Source organism: Scandinavium sp. M-37 (assembly GCF_043558715.1).
In the GTDB taxonomy this organism is placed as follows: Bacteria; Pseudomonadota; Gammaproteobacteria; order Enterobacterales; family Enterobacteriaceae; genus Scandinavium; species Scandinavium vulneris_A.
The window spans coordinates 55161-71652 of the sequence record NZ_JBIGIN010000003.1; the positions used below are offsets into that span (position 1 = coordinate 55161).

At 55.0% G+C, this 16492-nt stretch carries 15 protein-coding genes; 8 read left to right on the forward strand and 7 right to left on the reverse strand.

The window, feature by feature from the left end; all coding sequences use genetic code 11:
* Positions 1 to 58 precede the first annotated feature (58 nt).
* On the forward strand, positions 59 to 1792 hold the full coding sequence (locus tag ACG0Z5_RS03505) for a potassium/proton antiporter (RefSeq protein ID WP_394445384.1): 1734 nt from the start codon (positions 59 to 61) through the stop codon (positions 1790 to 1792).
* A 96-nt stretch (positions 1793 to 1888) separates the two neighbouring features.
* On the opposite strand, the gene dadX is transcribed toward ACG0Z5_RS03505, so the two are convergent.
* Together dadX and ACG0Z5_RS03515 are read right to left on the reverse strand one after the other, a co-directional pair.
* Entirely contained in the window at positions 1889 to 2959 is a 1071-nt protein-coding gene (dadX, locus tag ACG0Z5_RS03510) for a catabolic alanine racemase DadX (protein WP_394445385.1), read from the reverse strand.
* A gap of 9 nt (positions 2960 to 2968) precedes the next feature.
* On the reverse strand, positions 2969 to 4267 hold the full coding sequence (locus ACG0Z5_RS03515; RefSeq protein WP_394445387.1) for a D-amino acid dehydrogenase: 1299 nt from the start codon (positions 4265 to 4267) through the stop codon (positions 2969 to 2971).
* A gap of 319 nt (positions 4268 to 4586) precedes the next feature.
* On the opposite strand from ACG0Z5_RS03515, the gene ACG0Z5_RS03520 reads away from it, so the two are divergent.
* Positions 4587 to 6119 carry a SpoVR family protein gene (locus ACG0Z5_RS03520; protein WP_319627906.1) on the forward strand — a complete coding sequence of 511 codons (1533 nt, stop codon included), beginning with the start codon at positions 4587 to 4589 and terminating at the stop codon, positions 6117 to 6119.
* A 56-nt stretch (positions 6120 to 6175) separates the two neighbouring features.
* Here the strand turns inward: ACG0Z5_RS03520 and fadR are convergent, their stop codons facing one another.
* Positions 6176 to 6895 carry a fatty acid metabolism transcriptional regulator FadR gene (gene fadR / locus ACG0Z5_RS03525; protein WP_394445389.1) on the reverse strand — a complete coding sequence of 240 codons (720 nt, stop codon included), beginning with the start codon at positions 6893 to 6895 and terminating at the stop codon, positions 6176 to 6178.
* 215 nt (positions 6896 to 7110) lie between these two features.
* Here fadR and nhaB point away from each other — a divergent pair, with 215 nt between their 5' ends.
* The 3 genes from nhaB to ACG0Z5_RS03540 all read left to right on the forward strand — a co-directional run bounded on the left by nhaB (position 7111) and on the right by ACG0Z5_RS03540 (position 11774).
* Positions 7111 to 8667: a Na(+)/H(+) antiporter NhaB gene (gene nhaB / locus ACG0Z5_RS03530; protein WP_394445391.1), complete on the forward strand. Its 1557-nt coding sequence runs from the start codon at positions 7111 to 7113 to the stop codon at positions 8665 to 8667.
* A gap of 135 nt (positions 8668 to 8802) precedes the next feature.
* Positions 8803 to 9333, forward strand: a complete 531-nt coding sequence (gene dsbB / locus ACG0Z5_RS03535) for a disulfide bond formation protein DsbB (RefSeq protein WP_394445393.1) — start codon at positions 8803 to 8805, stop codon at positions 9331 to 9333.
* A 251-nt stretch (positions 9334 to 9584) separates the two neighbouring features.
* A complete protein-coding gene (locus ACG0Z5_RS03540; RefSeq protein ID WP_394445395.1) occupies positions 9585 to 11774 on the forward strand; it encodes a TonB-dependent siderophore receptor in 2190 nt (729 codons plus the stop codon).
* Between the two features lie 64 nt (positions 11775 to 11838).
* Here ACG0Z5_RS03540 and ACG0Z5_RS03545 read toward each other — a convergent pair whose 3' ends face one another.
* From ACG0Z5_RS03545 to ACG0Z5_RS03555, 3 genes are all read right to left on the reverse strand, one after another.
* Entirely contained in the window at positions 11839 to 12282 is a 444-nt protein-coding gene (locus ACG0Z5_RS03545) for a YcgN family cysteine cluster protein (protein WP_394445397.1), read from the reverse strand.
* A gap of 95 nt (positions 12283 to 12377) precedes the next feature.
* On the reverse strand, positions 12378 to 13037 hold the full coding sequence (locus ACG0Z5_RS03550; RefSeq protein WP_394445399.1) for a fumarylacetoacetate hydrolase family protein: 660 nt from the start codon (positions 13035 to 13037) through the stop codon (positions 12378 to 12380).
* A gap of 19 nt (positions 13038 to 13056) precedes the next feature.
* Positions 13057 to 13332: a YcgL domain-containing protein gene (locus ACG0Z5_RS03555; RefSeq protein WP_394445401.1), complete on the reverse strand. Its 276-nt coding sequence runs from the start codon at positions 13330 to 13332 to the stop codon at positions 13057 to 13059.
* Between the two features lie 125 nt (positions 13333 to 13457).
* Here ACG0Z5_RS03555 and minC point away from each other — a divergent pair, with 125 nt between their 5' ends.
* From minC to minE, 3 genes are read left to right on the forward strand one after another with little or no spacing between them, the layout of a single operon-like run.
* Complete coding sequence (gene minC / locus ACG0Z5_RS03560; RefSeq protein WP_319627899.1) at positions 13458 to 14156, forward strand: septum site-determining protein MinC; 699 nt, start codon at positions 13458 to 13460, stop codon at positions 14154 to 14156.
* Positions 14157 to 14179: 23 nt separating this feature from the next.
* The gene (gene minD / locus ACG0Z5_RS03565) at positions 14180 to 14992 is read left to right on the forward strand and encodes a septum site-determining protein MinD (RefSeq protein WP_319627898.1); all 813 of its coding nucleotides are present in this window, start codon (positions 14180 to 14182) and stop codon (positions 14990 to 14992) included.
* Positions 14993 to 14995: 3 nt separating this feature from the next.
* Positions 14996 to 15265: a cell division topological specificity factor MinE gene (gene minE / locus ACG0Z5_RS03570; protein ID WP_097163775.1), complete on the forward strand. Its 270-nt coding sequence runs from the start codon at positions 14996 to 14998 to the stop codon at positions 15263 to 15265.
* A gap of 58 nt (positions 15266 to 15323) precedes the next feature.
* Here minE and rnd read toward each other — a convergent pair whose 3' ends face one another.
* Positions 15324 to 16454, reverse strand: a complete 1131-nt coding sequence (rnd, locus tag ACG0Z5_RS03575) for a ribonuclease D (protein ID WP_394445404.1) — start codon at positions 16452 to 16454, stop codon at positions 15324 to 15326.
* Between the last annotated feature and the right edge of the window lie 38 nt (positions 16455 to 16492).

A 16492-nucleotide genomic window follows, 5' to 3' on the forward strand; every position in this document is an offset into this window, starting at 1 on the left:
CGGACTTCTATGGTAACGTTTTAGACTCTATTCACGCGATTAAGGGAGTACGTGAACGTTGGATGCCGGGGCAATAATTAGTCTGTTTATTCTGGGTTCGGTGCTGGTCACCTTCAGCATTTTATTAAGTTCTTTTTCTTCCCGACTCGGTATTCCGATTCTGGTCATCTTCCTCGCCATCGGTATGCTGGCAGGCGTCGACGGCATTGGCGGCATTCCGTTTGATAATTACCCCTTCACCTTCATGATCAGTAACCTCGCGCTGGCGGTTATTCTGCTGGATGGCGGGATGCGTACTCAGGCGAGTTCGTTTCGCGTCGCCCTCGGTCCGGCGCTATCCCTGGCGACCGTCGGGGTACTGGTCACCTCCGGATTAACCGGAATGATGGCGGCCTGGCTGTTCCACCTCGATTTAATTGAAGGTCTGCTGATTGGCGCCATTGTCGGTTCGACCGATGCGGCAGCGGTGTTCTCGCTGCTTGGCGGCAAGGGCCTGAACGAACGCGTAGGCTCGACGCTGGAGATTGAATCCGGCAGTAACGATCCGATGGCGGTGTTTCTGACCATCACCCTGATTGAGATGATCCAGCAGCATGAGACCGGGCTGAACTGGATGTTTGCGGTGCATATCGTTCAGCAATTTGGCCTTGGGATCCTGATTGGCCTCGGCGGCGGCTATTTGTTGTTGCAAATGATCAACCGCATTTCACTCCCGGCCGGGCTATACCCGCTGCTGGCACTGAGCGGCGGGATTATGATTTTCGCCGTCACCACTTCGCTCGACGGCAGCGGCATTCTGGCGGTGTATCTGTGCGGCTTTTTGCTCGGCAATCGCCCTATTCGCAACCGTTATGCCATTTTGCAGAACTTTGATGGCCTGGCCTGGCTGGCACAAATCGGCATGTTCCTGGTGCTTGGTCTGCTGGTGACGCCGTCAGATCTGCTGCCAATCGCCATTCCGGCGCTGCTGCTGTCAGCCGGGATGATTTTCTTTGCTCGTCCGCTGTCGGTATTTATCGGCCTGCTGCCGTTCCGTGGCTTTAACCTGCGTGAGCGAGTGTTTATCAGCTGGGTGGGGTTGCGCGGCGCGGTGCCGATTATCCTCGCGGTGTTCCCAATGATGGCTGGTCTGGAAAACGCCCGGCTGTTCTTCAACGTCGCCTTCTTCGTGGTGCTGGTGTCACTGCTGTTGCAGGGCACATCGCTCTCCTGGGCGGCGAAAAAGGCCAAAGTGGTGGTGCCGCCGGTCGGCTGGCCGGTGTCCCGTGTTGGGCTGGATATTCACCCTGAGAATCCGTGGGAGCAGTTTGTGTATCAGCTAAGCGCCGATAAATGGTGCGTCGGCGCGGCGCTGCGTGATTTACATCTGCCGCGCGATACCCGCATTGCGGCGTTGTTCCGCGATAACGTGCTGCTGCATCCGACCGGCAGTACCCGCCTGCACGAAGGCGATGTGCTGTGTGTGATTGGTCGCGAGCGGGATTTGCCTGCCCTTGGCAAGCTGTTCAGCCAGTCACCGCCGGTGGCGTTGGATCAGCGCTTCTTTGGCGACTTTATTCTGGACGCCAATGCGAAATTTGCCGATGTGGCGCTGATTTATGGTCTCGACGGCGGGGAAGAGTTTCGCGATAACCAGCAGTCGCTGGGCGAAATCGTGCAGCATCTTTTAGGTGCCGCGCCGGTGGTCGGTGATCAGGTGGAATTCGCCGGGATGATCTGGACCGTGGCGGAGAAAGAAGACAACTCGGTGCAGAAAGTGGGTGTCCGGGTCGCTGAAGAGGACGTGGAGTAACGTCTGTTTAGCATCGTCTGTTGCCCGGTAGCGTTACGCTTACCGGGCCTACAGTCGAGGTTTTGCCGGTCTGGCAAGCTTACGCCACCCGGCAGGTTACACTGTCACAACAGGCACGCGCAGTGCCAGAGCGCACATCAATTCATAACCGACCGTGCCACAGCGACTGGCAACATCATCGATTTTAATCTCTTTGCCCCACAGCTCGACCGGGGTGCCGATCCCGGCCTGCGGGCAAGGCGTTAAATCCACCGCCAGCATATCCATCGACACGCGCCCTATCGTGCCGGTACGGATACCGTCCACCAGCACTGGCGTGCCGTCTGGCGCGTTGCGCGGGTAACCGTCCGCATAGCCACAGGCCACAATACCCATCCGCTGTTCCTGCTGGGCTTTGTACAACCGCCCGTAGCCCACGGTATCGCCAGGCTTGAGATTCTGCACGGCGATAATTTCACTGCTGAGCGTCATCACCGGTTTCAGACCGCTGTTGGCGATATCCTGCCATTTGCCGGAAGGCGATGCGCCGTAAAGCACAATGCCCGGCCGCACCCAGTCAAAGTGCGCTTCAGGGTGCCACAACGTGGCTGCGGAGTTGGACAGCGAGCGCGGGCAGTCAAGCCCTTCCGCCGCCTGCTCGATTTTCGCCATCGGCTCGGCTATCCCGTCAGGGTTTTCCGCATCGGCAAAGTGCGACATCAGAGTCATGTCGCTGACGTTTTTCATGGCGCGCAGCTGTTGCCAGACGGTGTGGATTTTATCCGGCGTAAACCCGAGGCGGTTCATGCCGCTGTTCACTTTGACGTAGACGTCCAGCGGCGCGTTCAGTTTCGCATTTTGCAGCGCTTTCAGCTGCCAGTTGCTGTGGACGCTGGTGGTGAGGCGATACTGGTCATAAAGCGGTAAATCGTCGGCGTGGAAAAACCCTTCCAGCATCAGAATTGGCCCTTTCCAGCCGCGTTCACGCAGCAGGATGGCCTCCTCCAGGTTCAACAGCGCGAAACCGTCGGTGTCGTTCAGCGCGCTCCAGATGCGATCAATGCCGTGACCGTAGGCGTTGGCTTTCACCACCGACCAGACGCGAGAATCCGGGGCCGCAGAGCGCACCACCGCAAGGTTCTGCCGCAGCGCCTGTAAATCGAGGCTGGCTACAACGGGACGGGACATAACGGCTCCTTAGTTGTGCGCGCCGTGCAAATGCTGCGGGCGCGAAGGCGTATAGCCTGACTGATAGCGGGCCACGCCTAAATCCTCGTACGGAATGGCTGGCGTGCGGCCCGAAAGCAAATCGCTCAGCAGCTGTCCGGAGCCGCAGGCCATGGTCCAGCCCAGCGTGCCGTGTCCGGTATTCAGCCACAGATTTTTATACGGCGTGCGACCGACAATCGGCGTGCCGTCCGGCGTCATCGGACGCAGACCGGTCCAGAATGTCGCCTGCTCAACATGACCGCCGCGCGGGAACAGATCCCGCACCACCATCTCCAGAGTTTCGCGACGGGCGCGCGACAGCTCGGTATTGAAGCCAACGATCTCCGCCATGCCGCCGACGCGGATACGGTCATCGAAACGGGTTATCGCAATTTTGTACGTTTCATCAAGAATAGTCGAAACCGGAGCACCGTTGTCCTCTTTAACCGGGATCGTCAGCGAATAGCCTTTTAACGGATACACCGGAATATCGACCATCCCTTTCAGCATAGAGGTGGAATAAGAACCAAACGCCATCACGTAGGCATCGGCTTTGATCACTTCCTCGCCGCACTTCACGCCGTAAATCTTTTCACCTTCACTGAGCAGCTTGTCGACTGGAGTGTTGTAGCGGAACACCACCCCGGCCTCTTCGGCCATTTTCGCCAAACGCTGGGTGAACAGCTGACAGTCGCCGGTTTCGTCATTCGGCAAGCGCAGGCCACCGGTGAGTTTGTGCGCCACGTCGGCAAGCGCAGGTTCGACCTCTGCCAGACGGCTGGCTTCCAGCAATTGATACGGCACGCCCGCATCCTGCAACACCGCGATGTCGCGGGTGGCATTTTCATACTGCTGTTCGGTGCGGAACAGCTGCAATGTACCGCCCTGACGGCCTTCGTATTCGATGCCGGTGCTGTCACGCAGCGCTTTCAGGCAGTCGCGGCTGTACTCCGCCAGACGGACCATGCGGCCTTTGTTTTCCATGTAGTGGCGAGTGTCGCAGTTGCGCAGCATCTGCCACATCCATTTCAGCTGGAACTGGGTGCCATCGAGGCTTATCGCCAGCGGCGCGTGACGCTGGAACATCCATTTGATGGCCTTCAGCGGCACACCCGGCGCGGCCCACGGCGCGGCATAGCCGGGAGAAATCTGTCCGGCATTAGCGGCACTGGTTTCTAACGCCGGGCCGGGTTCCCGGTCGATAACCGTGACATCGTGTCCAGCCTGACGTAAATACCAGGCGCTGGCCACGCCCACAACCCCACTTCCGAGGATAACCACTCGCATAGCGACTCCAGATCGGTAAAAGAACAATCTTCTGATTACATATTGATAACCTAGCTGAAAATATTATTCAACATAGGCTTTTTTTATGGTGACTTACCTCACAGATGCCCGTATCACAAAGGTATGCGCGGTTTTGAAATCTCCTGCTGCGGCACTATTTTCACCAGCACAATATTCTGTGTAAAACCAAAATCGTCGCCGTTGACGCAGGGAAATCGCGAAGAAAAATATTTGCTGTTCGCACGTTAACGTGGGGGTGTTCTATTCTTGATCTGAGGCTCTCCAGACAGAGAGGGCCGCCAACAATGAGGGCGCGCTAATGGCTACGATTGACTCCATGAATAAGGACACCACACGTCTGAGCGATGGACCCGACTGGACCTTCGAACTGCTGGATACCTATCTGGCGGAAATCGACCGGGTGGCGAAGCTGTACCGGCTCGACACCTATCCCCATCAAATCGAAGTGATTACCTCCGAACAGATGATGGACGCCTACTCCAGCGTCGGGATGCCGATTAACTATACCCACTGGTCGTTTGGCAAAAAATTCATCGAAACCGAGCGACTGTATAAGCACGGGCAGCAGGGGCTGGCGTATGAAATCGTTATCAACTCCAACCCGTGTATCGCTTATCTGATGGAAGAGAACACCATGACCATGCAGGCGCTGGTCATGGCGCATGCCTGCTACGGGCATAACTCCTTCTTCAAAAATAATTACCTGTTCCGCAGCTGGACCGACGCCAGTTCGATTGTCGATTACCTGATTTTCGCCCGGAAATACATTACCGAGTGCGAAGAGCGCTACGGCGTGGATGAAGTGGAGAAGCTGCTCGACTCCTGTCATGCCCTGATGAACTACGGCGTGGATCGTTACAAACGCCCGCAGAAGATTTCGTTGCAGGAAGAGAAAGCCCGGCAGAAAAGCCGGGAAGAGTATCTGCAAAGCCAGGTGAATACCCTTTGGCGCACCCTGCCGAAGAAAGAGGAAGAGAAAACCGTCGCCGAAGTGCGCCGTTATCCGTCAGAGCCACAGGAAAACCTGCTCTACTTTATGGAAAAAAATGCCCCGCTGCTGGAGTCCTGGCAGCGTGAGATCCTGCGTATTGTGCGCAAGGTCAGCCAGTATTTTTATCCGCAGAAGCAGACGCAGGTAATGAACGAAGGCTGGGCGACCTTCTGGCACTACACCATCCTCAATCATCTGTACGATGAAGGGAAAGTGACCGAGCGCTTTATGCTGGAGTTTCTGCACAGCCATACCAACGTGGTGTTCCAGCCGCCGTATAACAGCCCGTGGTACAGCGGTATTAACCCGTATGCGCTGGGCTTTGCGATGTTCCAGGACATTAAACGTATCTGTCAGTCACCGACCGAAGAAGACAAATACTGGTTCCCGGATATCGCGGGCTCCGACTGGCTCGAGACCCTGCACTTCGCGATGCGCGACTTTAAGGATGAGAGCTTTATCAGCCAGTTCCTGTCGCCAAAAGTGATGCGTGATTTCCGCCTGTTCACGGTGCTCGATGACGATCACAACAACTTCCTCGAGATTTCAGCTATCCACAACGAGGAAGGGTATCGGGAGATCCGCAACCGGCTGTCGTCGCAGTACAATCTCAGCAACCTTGAGCCGAATATTCAGGTCTGGAACGTGGATCTGCGCGGCGATCGCTCCCTGACGTTACGCTATGTGCCGCACAACCGCGCCCCGCTGGATATGGGCCGTCGGGAAGTGCTCAAACATGTGCATCGTCTGTGGGGCTTTGACGTGCATCTGGAGCAGCAGAATGCCGACGGTAGCGTCGAACTGTTGGAACGCTGTCCACCGCGACAAAATCTGCTGTAGAGGCCACAAAAAAGCCGCTCAGTGAGCGGCTTTAAACTGTCTGAGGTAGCGAATGACTAACGACCGTGAATGGCCAAATCACCCGGCAACGTCTTCTGCATTTTATGCCAGATAAGGCCTGACTCGTGACCGTAACGACGAACGGTTTCGTACACCTGCTCGTGCTCGCTCTGCTCGCAAATTTTCGCCAACTGATGGTAGAAGCCCAGCGCCAGGCTGCGTGCTTCCGGGTTAGCAAAGTAGTGACGACCGATGCGGGTATACAGCCCTTTCATGCCATTGAGGATCAGGCCATAAATCGGATTGCCGGAGGCAAAAGCCAGACCGCGGAAAATGCTGTAATCAAGCTCGGCGAAGGCGTCGGCGTGATCTTCCACTTCGCGCGCGGTGGCCAACACGGCCAACGCATCTTCAGGATGCTGACGGAACGCGGTACGAATGAAGATTGTCGCAATGTTGGTACGCACAGAGAGCAGATTGTCGATCAGCTGCGGGACACGGTCGTGATCGAGACGCGCCAGAGTTTCAAGAATGTTGAGGCCTGACGTTTCCCAGAAGTTATTCACTTTGGTCGGTTTACCGTGCTGAATCGTCAGCCAGCCGTCACGCGCCAGACGCTGTAACACTTCGCGTAAGGTGGTCCGGGTGACGCCGATCAGTTCAGAAAGCTCACGCTCTGCGGGCAGGATAGTGCCAGGGGGAAAGCGGTTATTCCAGATACTTTCAATGATGTACTCTTCCGCGAAACCCGCCGGGCTCTGCGCCTTTATGACCATAGTGAGATTTCCATTACACAGCGTTGCAAATATTGAACTCATCATACCAGAGCCAATCAGGGGCAGATAGCGCATCGCCGCAATTAAAAAGGGATCGCCGTTTAAGTTTACGCATTTAGTCGCGGCGGCTTTGCTTGCTTGTCGCGGCCTCAGGACCGATACTTCCTTACTCTTCTCAAAAAACTGCTTACTTTTGACGGGATCGGAAATCTGTCGTGGAAATATCAACCTCTCGCGCTTTGTGGCGCAACTTTCTGGGCCAGTCACCCGACTGGTACAAACTGACGCTGATTGTCTTTTTAGTTATTAACCCAGTCGTCTTTTACTTCAATCCGTTCATCGCTGGCTGGATGCTGGTGGCAGAATTTATCTTCACCCTGGCAATGGCGCTGAAATGCTATCCCCTGCTCCCCGGCGGCCTGTTGGCCATTGAAGGCGTGATGATTGGTATGACCAGCGCCGAGCATGTGCGCGAAGAAATTGCCAACAACCTCGAAGTGCTGCTGTTGCTGATGTTTATGGTCGCAGGCATCTATTTCATGAAGCAGCTGCTGCTGTTCATCTTTACCCGTCTGCTGCTGACCATCCAGAGTAAGATGCTGCTATCCGCGGCCTTTTGTCTCGCCGCTGCGTTTTTATCCGCTTTCCTGGATGCGCTCACGGTCGTTGCCGTTATCATCAGCGTCGCGGTCGGCTTTTACGGGATCTATCATCGCGTGGCCTCTTCGCGACCGGGCGATAACGATATGCTCGACGACAGCCATATCGAAGTGCATAACAAAGACGTGCTGGAACAGTTCCGCGCCTTCCTGCGCAGCCTGATGATGCACGCCGGGGTCGGTACCGCGCTCGGCGGGGTGATGACCATGGTGGGCGAGCCGCAAAACCTGATCATCGCCAAAGCCGCGGGCTGGCATTTTGGCGAATTTTTCATGCGTATGCTGCCGATAACCCTGCCGGTGTTTGTGTGCGGGATGATGACCTGTCTGCTGGTCGAGAAGTTTAAACTGTTTGGCTACGGCGGCGAACTGCCACCGGGCGTGCGCGATGTGCTGAAAGACTTCGATAACAAAAGCCGCGAACAGCGTACTCGCCAGGAAACGCTGAAGCTGTTGGTGCAGGGCATTATCGGGGTCTGGCTGGTGCTGGCCCTGGCCCTGCATCTGGCGGAAGTGGGACTGATTGGCCTGACGGTTATCATTCTTGCGACCTCACTGACCGGCGTGACCGATGAACATGCCATTGGCAAAGCCTTTACCGAAGCGCTGCCGTTTACTGCCCTGCTGACGGTGTTTTTCGCAGTGGTGGCGGTTATCATCGATCAGGCGCTGTTCGGGCCGATTATCGACTTCGTGTTACAGGCGTCGCCGCACGCGCAGCTATCGCTGTTCTATCTGTTCAATGGCCTGCTCTCCTCCATTTCTGACAATGTATTTGTCGGCACGGTGTATATCAATGAGGCCAAAGCGGCGCTGGAACATGGGGCAATTTCTTTGCCGCAGTTCGAGATGCTGGCGGTGGCAATCAATACCGGTACTAACCTGCCCTCGGTGGCGACACCTAACGGTCAGGCTGCGTTCCTGTTCCTGCTCACTTCTGCCCTCGCCCCGCTGATACGCCTCTCGTATGGCCGAATGGTGTGGATGGCGCTGCCCTATACCATTGTGCTGACCATTGTCGGCCTGCTGTGCGTCGAGTTTACGCTGATCCCCTACACCGAGTGGATGACGGCCAAAGGCTGGCTGGTCAGCACCGCTATCCCGGCACATTAAACCTGCTCTGATTGACGCCCGGAATAATTTCCGGGCGATTTAATCAACCGTTACGCAATATTTTTGCGACGCCTGGTGGCGCGGGAAATGAATTCGTTTAAACTGCGGTGTCTAGCATGTTCCAGGGAAATGATTATGTTGCGATTTTTAAACCAGTGCTCACGCGGTCGCGGAGCGTGGTTGTTGATGGCGTTAGTGGCCTTTGCACTCGAAATGGTCGCGCTGTGGTTCCAACACGTGATGCTGCTCCAGCCGTGCGTGATGTGTATTTACGAGCGCTGTGCGCTGTTCGGGATTATGGGCGCGGGGATTGTCGGTGCCATTGCGCCGAAAACGCCTCTGCGTTATGCGGCCATTCTGATTTGGCTTTACAGCGCCTGGCGCGGCGTTCAGCTGGCGTGGGAACACACCATGATCCAGCTACATCCGTCCCCGTTCCAGACCTGCGATTTTGCCGCCCGCTTCCCAAGCTGGCTGCCGTTGGATAAGTGGCTGCCGCAGGTATTTGTGGCGTCAGGTGACTGTGCCGAGCGTCAGTGGCAGTTCCTGACTCTCGAAATGCCGCAGTGGCTGGTAGGCATTTTCGCCGCCTTCCTGATTGTCGGTTTGCTGGTGTTGATTGCCCAGGCGTTCAAACCGAAAAAACGTGACCTGTTTGGACGATAAAAGCAAACGGCACACCACTAAACGCTCCTTCGGGAGCGTTTTTTTTATCTAACACTCCCCATTATGCTGATTCGTAAGGCTTCATCTAAAGCGCCAATACCGGCACAAACTGTGTGTAAATCATGGAGATAATGAAAGCAAATATGACAAAATAAGTTGCCAGAATTAGCGGAATGAATATCATAACGATAATTATTATCAATATTGACACTTGCTTACCTTCTGCTACCACTCTGGGAATTTGACAACAAATGAAGCGCACGACTCGTTGGGTTTTGAATCCTTGTTTGCTTGCCATGTTTTCCGCCAACGTCTCGGCGGGATCACAACAGGAAGATACGCTGGTCGTGTCCGCCAGCCGGGGCAATCACACCGTTGCCGATATGGCGCAAACCACCTGGGTTATAGAACAGGCGGATATTGAACAGCAGGTTCAGGGCGGCAAAGAGCTGAAAGAAGTGCTGGCTCAGCTCATCCCCGGAATGGACGTCAGCAGTCAGGGACGCACCAACTACGGGATGAACATGCGTGGACGTTCGATGATGGTGATGGTCGATGGCGTACGGCTTAACTCCTCCCGCAGCGACAGCCGCCAACTCGATTCTATTGACCCGTTCAATATTTCACGGATTGAAGTCATTTCCGGGGCTACGTCGCTCTACGGCGGCGGCAGTACCGGGGGCCTTATCAATATCGTCACCAAAAAAGGCCAGCCGGAAACCGAAGTGGAATTCCAGACCGGGGCAAAGAGCGGCTTTAATAGCCGTAACGATCATGATGAAAACATCGCGGCGGCGGTCAGCGGCGGGAACGACAACGCCTCTGGGCGTCTGTCGGTGGCGTATCAGCGATACGGCGGTGGGTATGACGGCAACGGCGACGAGGTGATTATCGACAACACCCAAACCGGTCTGCAATATTCCGACCGTCTGGACATTATGGGCACCGGCACACTCAATATTGATGACCATCAACAGCTTCAACTGACGACCCAGTATTACAAGAGCCAGTCCGACGGTAAACACGGCCTGTTCCTCGGCGAGGATTTTTCTGCGGTGACCGGGGATGCAACCGCCTATAACAAGGATAATCTCGATTCGGATCGCCTGCCCGGCACCGAACGCCATCTGATTAACCTGCAATATTCCAATACCGACGTCTGGGGGCAGGATCTGGTGGCGCAGATTTATTACCGCGATGAAAGCCTGACCTTCTACCCGTTCCCGACCCTGAGCAAAGGCAGCGTTACCAGCATCGGCGCGTCACAACAGAAAACCGACTTTTACGGCGGCAAGCTGACGCTGAACAGCAATCCGGTGGATGACCTGACCCTGACCTGGGGCGTTGATGCCGATCACGAGTCGTTCAATGCCAATCAGCAGTTTTTTGACCTCGACAAAGCCGCGGCCAGCGGGGGAATGAAGCTGGATAATGCCTATAACGTCGGTCGTTACCCGGGCTACAGCATCACTAACCTCGCTCCGTTCTTACAGGCGAGTTACGACATCAGCGCCATTACCTTAACCGGCGGGGTGCGTTACCAGTATACCGAAAACAAGGTCGACGACTTTGTGGGCTACGCCCAGCAGCAGGCGATTGCCACCGGCAAAGCGACCTCTGCCGATGCCGTACCGGGCGGCAAAACGGATTACAACAATCTGCTGTTTAACGCCGGGATCCTTGGGCATCTGACAGACCGTCAGCAGCTGTGGTTTAACTTCTCTCAGGGCTTTGAAATTCCTGACGTGGCGAAGTACTACGGTGCCGGGAACTACACTCTGGTTGACGGCCACTACCGTCTGAATAACAGCGTCAACGTCAGTGATTCAAAACTGGATGGCATTAAGGTCAATGCCTATGAGCTCGGCTGGCGCTTAACCGGTGATAACCTGCGCACACAGGTGGCGGCCTATTACTCGCTGTCGGATAAAACCATCAATATCAATAAGAGCGATATGACCCTCTCGCTGGAAGACGACAAGCGTCGAATCTACGGGGTGGAGGGTCAGGTGGACTATTTCTTCACTGAGAGCGAGTGGAGTCTCGGGTCCAACTTTAACGCCATCAAGTCAGAAACCCGAAACAACGGTAAATGGGAGAAACTGACGGTAGACAGCGCCAGTCCGTCGAAGGTCAGCGCGTGGGTCAACTGGGCGCCGGGGGATTGGGGCCTGCGGGTACAGAGCACGCAGACATTTGATGTGTCGGATGCCGACAGCAACAAGATTGACGGCTATAACACCGTCGATTTTCTCGGCAGCTACGCCCTGCCGGTAGGCAAAGTGAGTTTCAGCGTGGAAAATCTACTGGATGAAGACTACACCACGGTCTGGGGCCAGCGCGCACCGGGGCTTTACAGCCCAACCTATGGGGCGCCGGGTCTCTACACTTACAAAGGCCGTGGCCGGACGTTTGGCCTGAATTACTCGGTACTTTTCTGATCAGAAACGCCTGAAACAACAACGCCACCGGCAGCTTGCGGGTGGCGTTTTCATTGGCGAAGAATTACCCACGATTCGGATGATTCAGAATATGGTCTTCCCAGTCACGCACGTCTGATTCCGGCACCGCGATATGACGCACCGAAATGCGCTCGCCGTGCATGGCGGCTTTGGAGCCGGTCAACAGCGGATGCCACGTCGGCAAGGGCTGGCCTTCCGCCAGCAGACGATAGGCGCAGGTATGCGGCAACCACTCAAAGGTTGGCAGATTGTCGCGCGTCAGCTTGATGCAATCGGCCTCATACTCAAAGCGGCGCTCGTAGTTGCGGCACTGGCAGGTTTTGATATTCAGCTGACGGCAGGCAACGTTGGTGAAATAGATTTCATCGCTGTCTTCATCCATCAGCTTGTGCAGGCAGCACTGACCGCAGCCGTCGCACAAAGACTCCCACTCAACGTCGGTCATCTGTTCGAGAGTTTTGCTTTGCCAGAAGGGTGTGTTGCTCATAGGGAATATCCGCCATTGAAAACCAGGGTGCACCTTATAACCAGTCTGGCAGAGGGATGCAAGTTTTGCCGCCCGACAGGGGCGGCAATGGATGCTTACAGCACGCGAGTTGTGAGGGAATGGCCGTTGAAGGTTACGTCCAGTTCGTCGCCGCTACTCAGCGGGCCAACACCTTCCGGCGTACCGGTCAGGATAACGTCCCCGCTTTTCAGGGTGAAGAAACGGCTCATGTAGGCAATCAGCGGCACAATCTTGTGGATCATGTCGGCGGTATTCCCTAGCTGTCGCACGTCGCCATTGACCTTCAGGCCGAGCGGTGTGTTTTGCGGGTCACCCTGGAAATCGCTCGCCGGAATGAAACCGGAAATTGGGCAGGAATTATCAAACCCTTTTGCTTTTTCCCACGGCTGCCCGGCTTTCTTCAATTTGCCCTGCAGCTCACGCAGGGTGAGGTCCAACGCCACACCATAACCGGCAATCGCCTTGAGCACGTGTTCTTCGGTGGCATGGCGCAACGTACCGCCAATCAGCACCGCCAGTTCAACTTCATGATGTACCGCGCCGAGCCCTTCCGGTAACACCAGCGGCTGGCGTATATCGCACAGCGCCGTTTCAGGTTTAATAAACAGCACCGGCTCTTCCGGCGTCGCGCTGCCCATTTCCTGAATATGTTTCGCGTAATTACTGCCTACACAAACCACTTTACTGACCGGGTAATCCAGTAGCGCGCCCTGCCAGTTATGATGTTGATACATGCCAGCTCCTGTCGTTGCGTTATTTTTTACCGCTCTCCTGAAGGTGTTGCTTGAGTAAATTTTCCGGTGGAGGCGGCATTTGCAGATAATAGCCTTTTTCAGTTAAGGCTTGTTTCACCTTTTCCAGTGAGGCATTGACCAATTGCTTACGCCCATCCAGGGGCAGAATCATTGCAAGCTGCGGCTGACCAAAGCCCTTCATTAATTCTTCCGGAACGCGGGAGAAATCGTCTTTTTTTTCGACATAGAGGTAGGTTTGATCGCGCTTGGTACTTTTGTAGATCACACAAAACATGACTTTTACTCTGAATTAGCCTGTGGCGACTTGCCACTCTATATTAGTGACTATAACATGCCCTGTAGTCTTCGGAATATCACCGCAGCTGTGCGGCCGATAAATTGAAATTGAGTAAGGCCAGGATGTCAAACACGCCAATCGAACTTAAAGGCAGTAGCTTCACGTTATCAGTGGTTCATTTGCACGAGGCAAAACCCGAGGTTATTCGTCAGGCGTTAGAAGACAAAATCGCCCAGGCTCCCGCTTTTCTGCGACACGCCCCTGTTGTTGTGAATATCAGCAGTCTGGCTGACATCACGCAGTGGAAACCGCTTCAGCAAGTCATTAGCGCAACCGGTTTACGCATTATGGGTGTCAGCGGCTGCAAAAATCCCGAATTAAAAGCCGAGATTGAGCGCGCGGGCATTCCCTTACTCACTGAAGGGAAAGAAAAAGTTCAGCGAGTTACCCCTGTTGAAGCCCCTGCTCCCGCCCCAATTGTTACTCCGGTCACAAAAACGCGATTGATTGATACCCCGGTTCGTTCCGGTCAGCGCATTTATGCACCAAACTGTGATCTGATTGTCACAAGTCATGTGAGTGCGGGCGCTGAACTTATCGCCGACGGTAACATTCATATCTACGGCATGATGCGTGGACGTGCGCTGGCGGGTGCAAGCGGTGACAGGGAAGCACAAATATTTTGTACCCACCTTGCGGCAGAACTGGTGTCTATCGCAGGGGAATACTGGCTGAGTGAAAACATCACCGCCGATTATTATGGCAAAGCGGTCCGTCTGCGTCTGGACGAAGCGGCTTTGACAATTGAACCGTTAAACTAATCCCTTTTTAACAAGGAATTTTTATGGCACGCATTATTGTTGTGACTTCGGGTAAAGGGGGCGTTGGCAAGACCACCTCCAGCGCGGCCATCGCTACAGGTTTGGCCCAGAAGGGAAAGAAAACCGTCGTAATCGATTTCGACATCGGCCTGCGTAACCTTGACCTGATTATGGGCTGCGAACGCCGTGTCGTTTACGATTTCGTCAACGTGATTCAGGGCGATGCCACGCTGAACCAGGCGCTGATTAAAGATAAACGTACCGAAAATCTCTATATTCTTCCGGCATCGCAAACCCGCGATAAAGACGCCCTGACCTACGAAGGCGTTGAAAAAGTCCTGGAAGAGTTAAAGAAGATGGAATTCGACTTCATCGTCTGTGACTCTCCGGCCGGTATTGAAACCGGTGCGCTGATGGCGCTGTACTTCGCTGACGAAGCGGTGATCACCACCAACCCGGAAGTCTCTTCTGTTCGCGACTCTGACCGTATCCTCGGCATTCTGGCGTCGAAATCCCGTCGCGCCGAGAAAGGCGAAGACCCGATTAAAGAGCATCTTTTGCTGACCCGCTACAACCCGGGCCGCGTCAGCAGAGGCGATATGCTTAGCATGGAAGATGTGCTGGAAATTCTGCGCATCAAACTGGTTGGCGTGATCCCTGAAGATCAGTCAGTGCTACGCGCATCTAACCAGGGTGAGCCGGTTATTCTGGATGCCGAAGCGGACGCGGGCAAAGCCTACGCCGACACGGTAGATCGTTTACTGGGAGAAGAACGTCCTTTCCGCTTCATTGAAGAAGAGAAGAAAGGTTTCCTCAAACGCCTGTTCGGAGGATAAGTTATGGCATTACTCGACTTTTTTCTCTCACGAAAAAAGAACACCGCCAACATCGCGAAAGAACGTTTACAGATTATCGTCGCGGAGCGCCGTCGCAGTGACGCTGAACCGCATTATTTGCCGCAGCTCAGGAAAGATATTCTTGAAGTTATCTGCAAATACATTCAGATCGATCCCGAAATGGTGACCGTTCAACTGGAGCAAAAAGATGGGGATATCTCCATCCTTGAGCTCAACGTGACGCTCCCCGAAGCGGAAGAATCGAAGTCGTAATCACGATGCGCTAAAACAAAAAACCCCGGAATCCGGGGTTTTTTACTGTGCCGCCGTTTTAGCCGCGCGGATATTTCGCCAGCAGCGCCTTCAGGCTTTCACCCATCATCTCGCCGCGCCAGCCCGCAATCAGCTCCGGTAAACCGCTCTGCGGTTTAAGCTGCCAATGCCAGTTCAACAGTTGGTTAATTTGGCGACGAGAGGCCATCAGCTCCACGCTCACCCCCTTCTCTTTGCTGACATCCTGCACCAGCGCTTTAATCTCTTTGAACAGCGTGCGATAGCCCGGCATATCCATCAGATTCAGCAGTGGCTCAGGCAGAGCGTCTTCCGGTAACTCTTTGGCTTTCTCAACCAGGCTCACCAGCGTTTTGCCGTGGAAACGAATTTCGCTCCCTGACAGGCCCAGGCTGTCGAGCTCGCCCATGCTGCCCGGCATGTAGCGCGCCACGCTCCAGAGATGTTCTTCCCGCACCACGAAATTCACCGCCATATTGCGTTCGCGCGCTTTTCGCAGGCGCCAGTCGGCCAGCAGTTTCAGACACGCCAGCTGACGCGTACGCAGCTGCCAGGCGTTGGTAATGTCACGCCAGGCTTCCGCCGGATCAACCACTTCCTGGCGGCGCTGCTGCATCAGACGACACTCATCGAGCGCCGCAGGCAGCCAGCCGCTGGTGTCGGTTTCCGCCAGCAGCTTTTTGGCGATAGGCAGCAGATACCAGACGTCAGCCGCCGCGTAATCGCACTGACGCTCGGTCAGCGGACGGGCCAGCCAGTCGGTGCGGGATTCGCTTTTATCCAGCGCAATACCGGTATATTCCTCAACCATCGCCGCAAAGCCCCAGGACATCGGGCGACCGCAGAACGCGGCGAGGATTTGGGTGTCAATCAGCGGCTCCGGCAATTCGCCAAAGGCATTCAAAAAGACTTCGAGATCTTCGCTACCGGCATGCAAATATTTGGTGACATTTTTGTCGAGCATCAGCGCTTTGAAAGGCCGCCAGTCGGTGATGGTCAGCGGGTCAATCAGCACCACCGTTTCGCCATCAAACATCTGAATCAGACCCAACTGCGGGTAATAGGTACGGGTGCGGACAAATTCGGTGTCCAGCGCAATGGCAGGTACGTTGCGGGCCTGGTCACAGGCGACTTTCAGCGCAGCGTCCTCGGTGATCATCTGATAATTCAATCTGTATTCTCTATGGTTTGCGCCCATAAAAAACGCCG